The sequence below is a fragment of the Belliella buryatensis genome (assembly GCF_900188245.1).
Taxonomy (GTDB): Bacteria; Bacteroidota; Bacteroidia; order Cytophagales; family Cyclobacteriaceae; genus Belliella; species Belliella buryatensis.
Genome location: NZ_FZOK01000022.1, coordinates 17,757 through 33,213, shown reverse-complemented (window position 1 = coordinate 33,213; position 15,457 = coordinate 17,757). Strand labels below are relative to the sequence as shown.

7 protein-coding genes are annotated in these 15,457 nt (G+C 39.1%); 1 reads left to right on the top strand and 6 read right to left on the bottom strand.

Going from position 1 to position 15,457, the window contains the following annotated elements; all coding sequences use genetic code 11:
• Positions 1–7,266: MBG domain-containing protein (locus CHB66_RS16330; protein WP_245812779.1), on the bottom strand; the 7,266-nt coding region annotated here is incomplete at its 3' end.
• A gap of 753 nt (positions 7,267–8,019) precedes the next feature.
• Here CHB66_RS16330 and CHB66_RS16325 point away from each other — a divergent pair.
• On the top strand, positions 8,020–9,900 hold the full coding sequence (locus CHB66_RS16325; RefSeq protein WP_089242485.1) for a tetratricopeptide repeat protein: 1,881 nt from the start codon (positions 8,020–8,022) through the stop codon (positions 9,898–9,900).
• 704 nt (positions 9,901–10,604) lie between these two features.
• Here CHB66_RS16325 and CHB66_RS16320 read toward each other — a convergent pair.
• From CHB66_RS16320 to CHB66_RS16300, 5 genes are all read right to left on the bottom strand, one after another.
• A complete protein-coding gene (locus CHB66_RS16320; RefSeq protein WP_170932519.1) occupies positions 10,605–11,042 on the bottom strand; it encodes a helix-turn-helix transcriptional regulator in 438 nt (145 codons plus the stop codon).
• Between the two features lie 331 nt (positions 11,043–11,373).
• Positions 11,374–11,931, bottom strand: coding sequence for a hypothetical protein (locus CHB66_RS16315; RefSeq protein ID WP_089242483.1), 558 nt, complete (start codon positions 11,929–11,931; stop codon positions 11,374–11,376).
• 157 nt (positions 11,932–12,088) lie between these two features.
• Positions 12,089–12,493, bottom strand: a complete 405-nt coding sequence (locus CHB66_RS16310; RefSeq protein ID WP_170932518.1) for a helix-turn-helix domain-containing protein — start codon at positions 12,491–12,493, stop codon at positions 12,089–12,091.
• Positions 12,494–12,511: 18 nt separating this feature from the next.
• Positions 12,512–12,874, bottom strand: a complete 363-nt coding sequence (locus CHB66_RS16305; protein WP_089242481.1) for a helix-turn-helix domain-containing protein — start codon at positions 12,872–12,874, stop codon at positions 12,512–12,514.
• A 162-nt stretch (positions 12,875–13,036) separates the two neighbouring features.
• Positions 13,037–15,457, bottom strand: coding sequence for an OmpA family protein (locus CHB66_RS16300; RefSeq protein ID WP_170932517.1), 2,421 nt, complete (start codon positions 15,455–15,457; stop codon positions 13,037–13,039).

Genomic DNA, 15,457 nt, shown 5'->3' with positions numbered 1-15,457 from the left:
AGTCAATGGAGGATTCACTGAACCATAAACTTTATCCTTATTATCTGCGGTGATCGTCACCGATGCTTTGGTTACTTCCAATTCGCCAGCTACCAGCGTAATGTCATAGTTCGCATCCGAACCGCCTGTCAAGGTAATCGGATAAGTTCCTACTGCCGAGCTTGCTGTTGTCATTGTGCTGATGCTTGGCTCGGTGGCTATTTTCGTATCGCTATTTACCAAACCTGTATAACTGAAGGTCAATGCAGGATTTTCCTCTCCATAGGTCTTCTGCTTGTCATCGGCTGTGATCATCAGGGACTTTTTACCGACTGTCAGCGTGCCTGCTTTCAGTTCGATCTCGTAGTTATCGTCTGATCCGCCGCTAAGCGTAATCGGATAGGTTCCTACATTGGAACTTGCTGTCGCTGAAGTGTTGATGCTTGGCTCACTGCTTACTTGTGTATCTCCGTTCACTAAGCCTGTATAACTGAAGGTCAATGCAGGATTTTCCTCTCCATAGGTCTTCTGCTTGTCATCGGCTGTGATCGTCAGGGATTTTTTGCCTACCGTCAGCGTGCCTGCTTTCAGTTCGATCTCATAGTTGTCGTCTGATCCGCCGCTTAGCGTGATCGGATACGTTCCTACATTCGACGCAGCTGTTGCCGTAGTGGAAATACTTGGCTCACTGCTTACTTGTGTATCTCCGTTCACTAAGCCTGTATAACTGAAGGTCAATGCAGGATTTTCCTCTCCATAGGTCTTCTGCTTGTCATCGGCTGTGATCGTCAGGGATGCTTTATCAATTGTACCAGTAAGTGAAGGCAATTTAAGGGTATAATTGATCGCTGATTTGCCAGTCAGCGTCCAGCCTGTCACAAGGACATTGATGTTTTCTCCTGCATTTGCCTGTTCAAAAGTGAATACAGGTTCACCGCTAAGTGCAACATCATCTTGACCTACCACACCCTCTAAGTTTGCAGTTCCTAAAATACTTGCGATAGCTGTACCATCATAAAACTTGTTTTCCACCACTATTCCCTCTACACTTATTGATTTGGGCAGCACTTTCAACTCTTGAGAGACAGGTATGGCGTCAAAATACCCAAAAGTATTGACAAGTGTAGCAGTGATGGTCGTCTCTCCTACTCCTTTGATGACAATCAAATTGTTTTCAATGTCAGCAACATCTGGGTTGGAACTGGTATAAGTAACCTGATCTGCTGAAGTAGCGGTGGCACCCGGGTCAAATGGAACTATACCATAAACTACATCTTGAAGCTGGTCAAATTCAATGGTGTTTTCTAGCCTTCGCTCAAGCCCAGGTATAGGGTTATTCTCTGGCGTCTCTCCTGGACTGTCATAATCAAGCGCCTTGAGATAAGGATAAGAAATCCAACCAGTGGGATTGATTGCCCACACATTTTCGAAATCCCAACCATCCGGATCCAGCTCTGAAGTAAAGGTGGCCAAGGACTTCATTTCCGCGGTAGTCTTTCCCAATGCATCATAATTACTATCACCTGGATCACCTAAGGATTTTTCAGCATCCCAGAAACTCTGATTGATTTCAGCTGTGACATTTTGAGCAACTATCCCCACAACACCACCGCTACCTGTAGCTCCATCAGGCAAAATCATTTCGCCTGCATAATAGGTATTAAGAAGAGTGAGTTTTTGTGTTCCAAACATCACAAATTCCGGTTCAGAAATACGGCCAATAAGACCACCTGTTCCGTCAACTGATTGTGAAGCCTCTATTTTGACATCCATGGTGGAATAGGCATTTCTGAGAGTCGTAGGATGTAAATCATTAATTCTATCCTCTTGCTCTATTAAGCCGAAGAGCCCCCCTATATTCCTTACGTGTCCTCCTGAATTTACATTCAATTTTCCACTTGTGTACACTTTTTCAAAAGTAGACGGCATGTCTGTTTGAGCCGAATTCCTAAAACCAATAAGTCCCCCTATGCTATAAACATCGCCTCCATTTTGAATTGAAATATTTCCTTTAGTGGATAACTCTTTCACATTCCAATCACCTCTTGCATTACCTGCTAGCAGTCCAACATCATAGACATCACCATGCGCCGAAATATCAAGATCACCACGAATATTCAAATTTTCTATTTCCCAAATAGAAAGTGGATGACTAGCCAATAATCCTACGAAATAAACTTCCCCATCAGTTGATTTCATTTTTGCATTTCCCTCTAGACTGGACTTCCTAATTATCCAATCACCAGAAGGGTTACCTGCAAAAAGTGATGTTCTGAAAATGTTTTCTTTGGCTTCAAGGTCAAGATTCCCTTTTACCGTCAAACCATCGATTTCCCATCTACTGGTAGAATTACCAGCTACCAAACCTATAGCTGTCATCCCACCCTGTGTAGCTATCAGTTTTATATCACCCTCTATAAGGGTATTCGAGATTTTCCATTGACTACTTGGATCACCAGCTATAAAAGATATATTCCGTATCGCTTCAGCGGATGTAGCGCTAGTTTGCAATTCGATATTTCCTTTCACAGAAGAATTTTCGATTTCCCATCTTAAACTAGGGTTTCCAGCTACGAGGGCAACTCTTTGTAGCCCACCACTGGCCTCAGCCTTTATTTCTCCATCAATCTTTAAGTTATCTATCTGCCATTCATTTGCAGGGTCTCCTGCAAGTATGGAAATCTCATTGAGAGACCCAATGTCATGAAGATGAATATATCCATTTACTGTAACATCATTCAATTGCCATAGACTACCTGCCTTTCCTGAGAATAAGGCAACTTCATCAAGTCTCCCAAAATTACTTACTGAAATATTGCCATCAACGGTTACATTCGTTAAAGTCCAGTCATTACCCGCTGTCCCTACCATTAATCCAACATCTCTAAAACTATCAGCTCTAAAACTAGCGCCTTCCTCTGTTTTGGCCGTGATGGCTCCCGAAATTGAGGTATTACTTATATTCCAAAACCTAACGGGAGCACGAGCTGAAATAGCTCCAAAGTCTCTTAAGCTAGGAAGAGCATCATCTGTGATTACAATATCAAAAACTATGTTAAAATCAGAATCTTTGATTACCTGAGGTTTTTCTTCTGTTCCAGATACACGTCCTCGTGCAAAAACACCCCCTACATATCTTAATTCTTTATCATGGCTAGCGTTCACAGAAATTTTACCAGTGACCGAAACATTGTCTAGCTCGAAATCCCCAACATTAGCAGCCAAAAGGGCAACATTCCGATCCTGTTCCTCATTGATTTCACTGCTTTGAGTCTGTAATTCCGCATCATTTATGGTGAGATTCTTGACTGTTGCCTCATGAATGGCAGCAAAAAGTCCAATATTCTGCCCCTTACCATGATTGAACCTTAAGCCTGAAATTGTCTTTTCGTTTCCATCTAAAGTTCCACTAAAAGCGAGGTTAAGCGCTACTGACATATCCGGGTCATCTACGTATCTCCCAATTGGTCTCCAACCCTTACCGCCATTGGCAAGCACTTCACCATCTTTTACCTGAATATTGTAATCTTTACTTTGTTCATTCAAATCATTATTCAGAAAAAAATGATGTCCTTGATTTGCAACCAAATTGATATTTTGGAGCTGTGTCCAGTCTTTAATCTGGTATGGATTTCCTGAGGTACCATCACCACCTTCAAAGAGTAATCCAGCATTGTCAGAAGAAGTGTAAGCTGCAAGGTAGATCAAATCTCCCAGAGCCGTCACGATACGAATATCGTGTTCACCTACAGCTTTGCCTTGTGGTACTGTGATAGTTATACTGGCTCCATCTTGTGTGAAACCTGTTATCTCTGTAGATCCTATATATACCTCAGTTGCATCAATAGCCTCACTAAGTATCAATGTAATGGTATTATCAATCCCACTAAAACCTTGGTATGTGCCTGTAAGAGTAATCTCTTTGGTACCTATCACCCATACATGTGAATCAATCCCATCTACAAAATGGGTTAATCTTGGGTAGCCTTTTAATACATTTGGATCTGCTACTATGTCCCATTGCGCTTCAAAGGTAGCTAGGGATTGAAGTTCGGCTGTGGTTTTACCATACTCCGCTTCATCTGCCATACCAGGGTTAATTGTTTTGTCAAAATAACTTGTTGTTACAATACCTTCGTTAAGCCCAACTAAACCACCGACATCATCGTTACCTAGCACTTTTCCTGTCGCGTAACTTTCAATAATAGAATGACCTGTATCTAGTAAACCAACTAAACTACCGACTCTCTCATTACCTTCTACAGCGCCGTTTGCATAGCTTTGCTCGATAGTTCCAACTGCCAACCCGACAAGACCACCTACCGAAATCGAGCCAAAAACATTGCCACTAGCGTAGCTTTGTTTAACACTACTGTCATTACCAAGCACACCGACTAGACCACCACTTCGTTCACCTTTATTCGTTTCATTGCCAACATTACTAGTAGAGTAAGATTGCTCAATTTCACTTGATACAGCCTGACCAACTAAACCACCGACAGCTTGGTTACTAGCCGTTACATTGCCTCCAACAGAATAGCTTTGGTAAACACGACTATTATCCAAAACACCTACCAATCCACCGACAAATTCCTCACCTTTTACACTAACATCAATAAGTCCAACATTTTTTATAGTGGCATCATCTGTCCAACCAAACAATCCTATACCCACACCTGTGCTATCAATCTCAAGATTTGATATTGTGTGTCCATCCCCATCAAAAACACCTGAAAATTTCTTATCAAAACTGCTGCCTATCGGCGTCCAGGTAACACCGCTTAGGTTGATATTATTCGACAACTCAAAATCAAACCCACTATTAGCTACAAGATTAATGTTTTGAAGTTGTGTTGCATTAGTGATGGTATAAGCACTGCCATCGGCACCGGTCTGATCCCCGTCGGTTTGACCACCCCAACCGCCTGCAAAGAGGGTGTAAGTATTACCTGTGACGATGTCTTCTGCACGGGTAACGTTGGTAAGATAGGGCAGTACTTCTGAAACTTCATAACCTTCTGCCGCAGCACCTCGTCCACCACCAAAGCTCCAAGGAGTATCTTGTGTCTTCCATGCGGCAAAAGTGTCTGAATTGTAAAGTTCCGCGAGGGTTTTTCCCACACCAACACTACTTATTACTGGCGTACCAGCCTCTAAATGAGCCGCATCGCTATTCCAGTAACTATTAGTAATAGTAGCTGTGATGTGACGAACACCCACCAAGCCCCCTGTACCACCAAAAGGTACTTCAGAAGTCGCCGCACCAATGGCATAGCTATTGGTAATGCTAGTGGAGTCCCCAGATTCGCCTACTAAACCACCGACCTCTCTACTACCATCAACATCGCCTGTCGCATAACTGTTACTGATTGAACCTAATGAATACCCAACCAAGCCACCAACTCTGCTTGCACCATTTACATCACCTGTCGCATAGCTAGCACTAATTGAGCCTGATGATAGACTTCCAACAAGACCACCAACAGAAGGACCGTTTCCATCTACATTGCCTGTTGCAAAGCTACTACTAATTGATCCTGATAAACTTCCAACCAGTCCACCAATTCCACTAGAATCATCACTGGTTCCATCGACTTTAGCGGTGGAATAACTTTGTGAAACAGTAGATGAAGATGACGTACTACCTACTAAGCCACCCACACTGTATGATCCCCTCACACTTCCTGTTACATAAGCGTTTTCGATTGTTCCAGCAGAAATGAAGCCAACCAATCCACCAACAGCGAATTGATTGCTTGTAATATTCACATTGGTAACGCCAATATTTTTGATCGTTGCTCCAATTGCACTTCCAAAAAGCCCTTGGCGTGGTGTTGCTGCATTTGTAATCGTTAAGTTGTCGACAGTGTGTCCACGACCATCAAACGAACCTTTAAAATCCATTGGTTCCAAAAACGAGATACGTCCGATTGGTGTCCAATTAATATCTTGCAAGTCAATATTATTTAAAAGCTCAAATGCAAATCCATCATTGACGACTTGGTTGATGTTTTGCAGTTGTGAAGCATTAGTGATGGTATAAGCACTGCCATCGGCACCGGTCTGATTCCCGTCGGTTTGACCACCCCAGCCGCCATCAAACAGGGTGGAAATATCACCTACACGGTCTTGCTCTCGGGTGACGTTGGTTAAGTACGGCAAGCCTTGCGCAACTTCATAGCCCTCTACCGTAGCTCCACGTCCTTCAAAGAAACTCCATATAGATGTATTCCACCCTGTGTAAGTTGCAGAATCATACATTTCAGCAAGGGTTTTACCAGTGCCCAATCCATTTGTTGCCGAATGTAATGCATTACTATTCCAGTAGCTATCAGTAATTTTATTGGGCGACCCGGAGCTCCAAATTCCAACCAACCCCCCCACGTTAACAGTAGTGCCTGTGGCCACACCTGTTGCATAGCTATTAGTGACGTTAGAGAAGTGAGAATTTCCAACCAGACCGCCAACACGATCTTTTCCATGCACATTGCCGATTGCATATGAATCGTCTATCGGTGTTTCTTGCTGATCACCCACTAAGCCACCTACGCGATCCCCCCCTTTGACATTACCCGTTGCATACGATCTAGTAATCATTCCTTTGTCGTAACTCCTACCGACCAAACCACCGACATTGATTCCCGTGCCCGTCACATCAACAATGGCGTAAGATTCAGAGATATTTACAGTTCGTGCTATACCAATTAATCCACCAACGCTGGCTCCTCCTTTTACTGATCCAGAAGCAGAAGCGTTGTTTATTGTTGTGTTAAGAGCTTGCCCCACAAGCGCACCGACTTGATTGCGACCAGTCACAGTTGCACCAACCAATCCCAAATTTGAAATTGTTACGCGATCTGAGCTTGATGTACCCTTTGTAAATCCAAAAAGCCCAACATTGTCATTCGTTTGGGAACTAATAGTTAAATTTGAGATGACATGGCCGGCCCCATCAAATGAACCTGTAAATTGAGAATTATTATCCCCTATCGGCGTCCAACTATCGCCAATTCCTGTATACCCTTCTGTATTTTGATCAAGATTAAAAGCCAGTTTAAAATGGGCGCTGAGGTTCTGACGTACATTATTAAGATGATTCCAGTTAGTAATCACATAGGGATCCAAGGTAGTACCGGCACCCGCATGATATAAGTCTGGAATTAATTCAGAATAAGTCCAAGAGCTGTCTCCTGCATTTGTAGGGAAGTTTATTGAAATGATCATTCCTAAGAACAAGATAATCCCCATCCAAAAATCATGAATACCTCTACCAATAATAGATTTCATAAAGAAATAGTTAAATATTAATTCATTTTCACTGCTAATAGCTGTACTTAAAGCAAAACAGATAATAGCATGACGAAACTGATAAAAACCGAATTTACAGGCAATAGCACGTGTTCGAGATTCTGAATCCAACACCTATTAACCCACTTATCGTATTTTTTTGTAAATAAAAAGTGAAGTCAAAAAGTCGTCATTTTATAAGCCACTGACTGCTTTGTCAAATTAGCATGCGTAAAGGTTTTGATTTGAATAATTAGGGATGGAGGATATTTGCCCCGAAGAATAAAGGGAAAAAATTAGGAAAAAGGTGAAAGGGAAAAGTTGAAAGGACGGTATCGTAAATATTACGGAGAAGTTTCTTTAACGATTAACACTTAACAGTCCCAATACAAAGCATCAACTTACAACCTACGCTCCCCTAAACGATTAACCACCCCGAGACTTCGGGGCAATTAAACATTTTTTGGTTATTAGGTTAACTGGTAAACTGAGTAGCATCTCATGAACATCACAAGTTGGTTTTTTAACGCTTAACGAATAACACTTAACATTTACACGAGAAAGCCTTCCACTTACAATATCCTCCTCCCTAAACGATTAAACAGCTAAGCAGTTAAACAACTTACTGTCTGAATCATCTAATTTTAACAATAAATTAATCTTACTCAAGATGACGATATAAAAGTATAGGCTTTTATATTTACCCCTTATTCACATTTTATCCTTTACCCTATTTGATAAACTTCTACATTAATGATTCCTTTATTTCAAGATAAAATGCTAAAAATCATTTGGTTTAAAGTAAATCAATTAATAATAGTTAGAAAGACTCTACCCATCCTCCTGATTTTCTACTTTTTGATTCCACCGATTGTTAACGTCAGTTTTGCCTATCAAAACCAAGAAACAGTCACATTTGAATTAGAAAACATGGACTTATTCAATTTAAGTGACAGCTCTATCTCTATACTCCAAGAACAATTCCCCATGATTAAAAAAAATCTGGCTACAAAAGACCTGGAGTTATTTTTAGAAGAATTTGAGATAGACCAGACTTTACCTAAGGAAGAAGATGCCGAAATATTGAAAGTGATCTACGTTCAACACAATAAGAAACTAAAAAAGCAAACTAAAATCAACTTACTACTCAAACTTGCCTATATCTATAACAGGCAAATAAAGAGCAAGGAAGTCATTGCTACCTTAGAAGAGTTAAAACACTATGATTTAAGCGAATCAGAATTGGCTTTATCGCAATATTACTTTGGACTAGCTGAGCAAGATAAAAGTAATTTTGAAACTGCTTTATCCTATTACTTGAAAGCCTTACCAGTTTTTGAAAAACAAAAAGATCAAAAAAACTTGACTGGGATTTATAGCGATCTAGGAAGACTATACAATTCCAACAAAGACTACAAGAAATCCATCAATTATTACCTAAAGGCAGTGAGTACCGCAGAAACCATGATGGATACTTCGCTGATAGCGAAAACTTATTCCAATATTGGGACAACCTACGAGAGAATGCAGGAAGATGAATTGGCTATCGAGTTTTATATAAAAGGGATGGAACTTTCAAAAGTCCTGCAAGACTCGCTTAAACTCGCTCAAAACCTACTCAACATAGGTAATGTCTACACCAAACTCAAAAATTACCCAAAAGCACACGAGTACTACCTTCAATCTCTTGTAATATGCCAGCAAAAAAACATCGCTTATGGCAAACTACTCAATTATTTGAATATGGGGTTCAATGCCAAAGATTGGGGGAAATATGATCTTGGACTGGCTATGACAGATAGTGGGCTACAACAAATCGATCTCATGGATCTTCCTTTAGAAAAGGTTTCTTTGCTTCAAAATAAGTCCGAGATACTGGCCAATATGGGTAAGTTTGAAAATGCATATCTGCTGTTACTGGAGGCCGAAAAACTAGAAAAAGAAATATTTGATCAGGAAAAACAAGCTAGAATCGAAGAATTGACTGTAAAATATGAAACAACGATAAAGCAAAAAGAATTAGAGAATGCCAACCTTCAAATAAAAAGCTCCGAACAAAGCATAAGATTTTTAATAATTTTATTCTGCTTAATTTTAATAGCTACAGCTGTATTAGTCGCATTTTACAGGTCTAGAGCCATGAAAATTAAAGCCTTATATTTGAAAAATTTAGAAATACTTGCTACATATAAAAACAACAGATCATCTATCAAAAAACAAATTGATGAGAAAATTATTCCTAATAAAAATTCAGATCAATTTGAACAACTTTTTGAACAAATCAACCATCTACTTATCCAAGAAGAAGCCTATAAAGATGCTGATTTCAACTTAAACAGCCTCGCACAACAAGTAAAGAGCAATAGCAAATACGTCTCTCAAGCGATCCAACAGGAAACCAGTAAAAACTTTAATACTTACATCAACCACCTCAGGGTTATGGAAGCTCAAAAGCTCATCCAAGAGTCTTATAAAGATATTAATCTCAATCTAACGGATGTCATGTATGCTTGTGGATTCAAAAGCAGAAGTACTTTCTATACAGCTTTTCAAAAAGAAACAGGTATGTCACCAAAGCAATATAAAGACTTGGCTCTTTCTGATATTGGAAAACAATTCAATGACACTGATTAATCGATTTTGATTTACTTAATATCACTTTTTATATACTTGAATAGAATTTACATTTTCAAAATAAAAATAAAATAAGATATTAGCAATAAGTCTAATTCATACGGGATTATGACGGGTGATAGGGCTCTTTCGGGTATCAAACTCGAAAGAGTTTTTTTATTTTGAGGCAAAGACAACACGTTTGATTTACTTAATATGACTGAATTCTAACTTAGACTATTTTTGATTTGGAAGTAAGCTAAAATCAGTCAAATTTGAGGGAGTTTATGTTTCACATTTTATTTAAGATTCATTCTTAAATACTAGGGGTTCGTTGGTTTTGCATATTATAAATAACAGAGTTTCATGGTAAAAACTTAAAAAGTGTTTTGTGCATTCCCCTAGTTTTAAAGGTAAGCCTATTGGGCTTGCCTTTTTTAATTACTACTATTTTTAAATATCCTAGCTTATTTGCCCCGAATAGTAGATGGGTGGCGGTAATTTAGGGGAAAGGTTAAAGGAGAAAGGCAAAAGGGTGGAATTCGCGAATATGACGAAGCCTCTTCTTTGAACGTTTAACGCTTAACATTTCTTTCGTGCTCTTCGGGTTTCTTAGGGGTCTTTGTGTGACTTCAGGAAAAAGGTCAAAGGCTAAAGGAAGGAATTTGTAAATATGACGGAGTCTCCCCTCTAAACGATAAAGCAGTTAAACATTACTTTGGATTTTATTCTTGACTTGCTAATGATAATAAATGAGTAACTAGATTTTCTTGCGGTTGTAGGTTCAATTTTTTCCTGATATTGGTTCTTGAAGACTCGATTGTTCCAACACTTCTATTCAAAATCTCAGCGAGATCCTTCGTGGGGAGATTTAATCTCAAATAAGCACATAATTTAAGTTCTGAAGGGGTAAGTTCAGGATAGTTTTTTAGCAGGGTTTTAAAAAAAACCTCGTTATTAGATGTCAATCGGAGGTCAAAACTATTTTTCACTTCAGAAAGCGAGCTTTTATTCAAAACAGCGTCAATTCTATCCACTTTATTTTGTTCTGTTGAACCTTCATAGAGTATATTTGCTACTTTTTCTTTAGCCACTTCCAATTGCTGTTGCATTTGTATAACCTGGGCTGCTTGGGCGGTTAACTCCTTATCTTTACTTTCCAAAACTTCCTTCAGATGTTTTCTCTTCAATTCTTGTTTTTGCTTCTCCTTGACTTCAAGTTTGTGTTTGTTTCGCCACCATTGTAGTATAATCAATAAAATTAATAGCCCCAAAGCCATCAAAACAATTACATATTGCTGATAAAGCTTTTGATTAGAAAGGCTAATGATAAGAGATATTTTGCGTATAAATTGACATACGAGCCTGTTTACTTACTAGTCAAGATATATGCTATTAATACTTGATAATCTAAATCATATAGTCAAGAATCAATGTAAACAGATTCATAAAATAGTCAATGATATGAATTCGGATAATCATTTAAGGTGAAGGTTATTCTGTAGAATCTTGCTCAAGCTCTTCTATCCTATTATTCAAATCAATCAGCATTCTTTTGAACTGTCTTTCTTTGTCTATCCAATGCCTTTTGGATGACTCATATTGGTCTTCTAGATTTTGATACCTTTCTTTGGTATCATGGATTTTATTATTTGCATTAAAAATATAGCTCAAGGCAATCAGACCAAGAATAACTAAAATAATACAAAGTGTCCATGGAAATACATTGGATTGTCTACTCGAACTTTCCACTATAGGTTCGACAGTTCTGATCGTTTTCCAGCGCATTAATGAATCTGATTGTTGTCGAATAATTCTATTTAGGCTATCTTGTTTTTTAGAAAATTGAGATAAATCATTCTCTAACCTAATTTTAAAACTTTCCCAATCCTGTTTTTCCATTACCAAAAACCCTTCAGAATTGCTAGCTGGTTTTATTTTTAATTCAATATCACCGATTAGACTGGAAGTTCCCATAGCTATGCCATTGGCATAAAAAACAGACACTAGGACTAAAAAAGTTAATATTTTTGATATTTTCACTTTCAACATAATATTTAGAAATAATTTTTCCCCCAAAGTACAGGAAATCAAAAGCTTACAATTCCTAATTCATGCAAATCATTCCTATTTTATCAAAACCACAAGAAAAAGGTAAATCAAAAGCCAAAAAAATGTAACCAAATCCAATCAGTATTAGAAATAATTTTCAAGTCTGATCATCAACCGCATAAAAAATGGGTAACTCATTTTTCTTGGGTAGGTTATTTGCTTTCCAATAGATGGTAAAACTCATTCCAGTTCTGGACTTAAATGCATTAAAAAAAGTAACCCTAGATTTAAAACCTGAAATTTTCATACTTTGCTCGATTGATAAAATTGTATTGAAACTACTTATAATCTCTAATAATTTATCAATTCTTAGCTGATTGATGTAAGCTCTGAAACCTAGGCCATAATAACTTTTGATAACCTTGGACAAAACACTATAACTCACACCCAAATGTGCTGCTAACTTTGTAAGGTCTAATTCAGGATCTTTATATAACCAATTAAAATCCATTGCAACATTTAATTTAAAAATTATCGATTCTATATCTACTTTACTTTCCATCCTATTCATTATTTGAAATTAAAACTCTAAACATACTTTATTCTTTTCTCTGATCTCCAGAATATATTGCTGTACCGTCATCCCTGTTTTAGCTTTGAAATGCCTTTCAAATGGAGTTCTGGATTTAAACCCAGAATACTTATAGTAATAGCCAGGTTTTTCAAAAATGATGGTTTTGTCCAACAAGGATATCAATAAATCCATCCTAATTTCATTTAGAAATTCTTTTAGATGCATACCCGTCTCTTTTTTAATATAGGCAATCAATTCATCTTCATCTGCGCCAAGTTTTTGTGCCAATAGCAAGCTATCCAAATCAGGGTTTTTAAACCAATTACCTTCTGCTATTTTAGTTTTGATTTCTTCTACTGTTAGATTCATTGTATTGCATGTTTAAATAAAGACAAACCCTTTCTATAGAAAGGGCCTGTCTGATAGTGTTCAAGACTATCTACATTTCCAACATGATTCTGATAATCTTTTAAACCAACAACTATTTTATATATAAGCCACAAACTAAGATTTCAATAGTCATATTAATACCTACTTTACCATTTCGGCAAAGTTCAATAACTTGCCTGATCTCAATTCAGCAGGAAGCTTATCTACATCTGACCTATCTACCTTCAACTTCAATACAGATCTTCTGTTCAGCTGATGCTGCTCCTCAGTACAGTCAACCCCATCAGGACAAGAGGTGGCCAATTTGGTCTCACTATACCAGCTGACACCCATCCTGGATCCAGCAACCCCCTTGTTCCTGAGGTGGAAAAACACCGCCATAGACCTGTTCTTGCTCAACCTGTCATTATAAAGTAAGGTCTGTCTTGAATCCGTATGCGAAGCTATCTCCAACTTCAAAAACGGATACTTCTTGAGCAGCACTTCCGCATCTCTGAGCACCTTAGCTGCATCAGACCTGATCTCGTACTTATCTAAGTCATAATACACCATATCCTCTGCCAGTACCACTGGAAGTAAAGAAGCCTGTTTCTCTCGCACCATCGCTGTTATAGCTTCCATTAGTTCTTCCGTACTTTTCACATAAGATAAGCCTCCCGGAAGTGAGTAATCACCATCAAGATCTGGATATAGCTCCAAACTCAAAATACTCCTCCTATTACGATCATGCATGGATTCTGGACAATCTACTCCATCTACACATGGATTCACAGGCTCCTGCTCTCCTTTCCAAGCCGTACTCAATCTTTCTCCCGCTACGCCAGTCCCCTTCAGGTAAGTTGCTGCTGAATTGCTCCTGTTTTGGGACAAGCGCTCATTGTAAGCATTAGAAGCTCTAGCATCCGTATGCGAAGTGATGTTCAAATTGAACTCAGGATAAGCTCCCAAAACAGCGGAAGCCCTATCCAATACCTCTGCCGCATCTGGCCTAATATTGTATTTATCAAAATCATAATAAACCGTATCAATGGCTAGCATCTTGCCGTAAGGTATCGGTACCAAGGTATAGTCCAACTCCTTCTTGGTTCCGTCAGCTGCCAAAGCAGTCAATGGTACCCTGGCAGGGAAATATCCTTTCTTTCGAATCTCTACTATATATGCTCCTTCCTTCAACCTGCCTATTTTGCCGTCTTGAATATCCATAGTAACCTCTTGACCATTGGCATCCAACACCTGCAATTGTAAACCTTCCATGCCATCCAAGCGCTCACCAGATTCTGCAAACACCCGAAGCCTGTAAAGATCACGTAAGAACGCTAAACTGTAAATATCATCCCTACTCTCAGACATCCCTCTGTCTGAACTTAGATACTGCAAGCCATTTGCATCCACATAATAGGCAAAGTCATCCTGAGCCGTATTGTATGGCTTACCCATATTCACAGCTTGACCCGATAGCTCAGCATCTATGCTGTAAATATCCAAGCCTCCCAAGCCTGAAGTCCTATCAGATGAAAAATACAGCTTGCCTTCATATAAATATGGAAAAACCTCATCTCCAGCTCCATTCACCTTAGAACCTAAGTTGATCGCTGGACCATAACTATCTCCCAAAATCTCTGTATAATACAAATCATATCCTCCATAACCTCCAGGCATATCTGAACTGAAATACAGCCTCTCATTATAAACCACTCCATGCATTACCCCATATTCTGATAGCTTATTGAATGGAAAAGCTCTTACCTTACCAAAACTCCCATCTGCCTCAACTGTAGCACTGTATAAACCTGGATGCACTTCATGTCTCCTGGTTCTTCTGCCCTTGTCATCTCTCAAGACTGCTGTAAATATTGCTTGCTGAACATCCCCATTTTCATAAAAAGCAGGGCTGCTCAGGTGATAAACCCCTTCAAGCTCTGTAGATACCTGTACTATACCTTCTTCTCCTTCCATCAGTATCTGATGAAAACCTCTATCATTCATCCTGTAGCGGTCATCTCCAGAGAATCGCTTTCTAGCATCCAATCGGATAGGTTTTTTCTGAGTCTCTTCATTCAGATTCCTGTCAGAGACAAAGTAATTTCTACCTTCCCTATCAGAACGCAAACCATAATCTGTTCCCGAACTGTTATACTTATCCACTGCTCGGAATGCTATCGTCTCGTCTTCGGCTACGCTCTCTCCGCCATACACTTTGCTTCGTTCCGCTTCAGTCAGGGTAATACCTAGATCAGTAAGGGACTGCCCTGCCTGAACGGCTGCTCTGGCATAGTTCAAATAATCCTCTCTATCTGATTCAGCAAACTTCACCGTCTTGCCCCACCATTCAAAAGCTTTTTGATAACTTCTGATAAAAGTATAACTCTCCGCTGCTCGCTTAGAAGCATAGTAAGTCTGCTTGATATTGAATGCCTCTGCATACTGTGATCCCGCATGTTCAAAACGCTTCAGATCATATTCTATATCCGCATATCTGAGCATATTTCTTTGGGCTAAAAGCCCGCCAGATACCAGTACCAACATTGTACCCAGTAAGATCTTTTTTAATTGCTTTTTCAT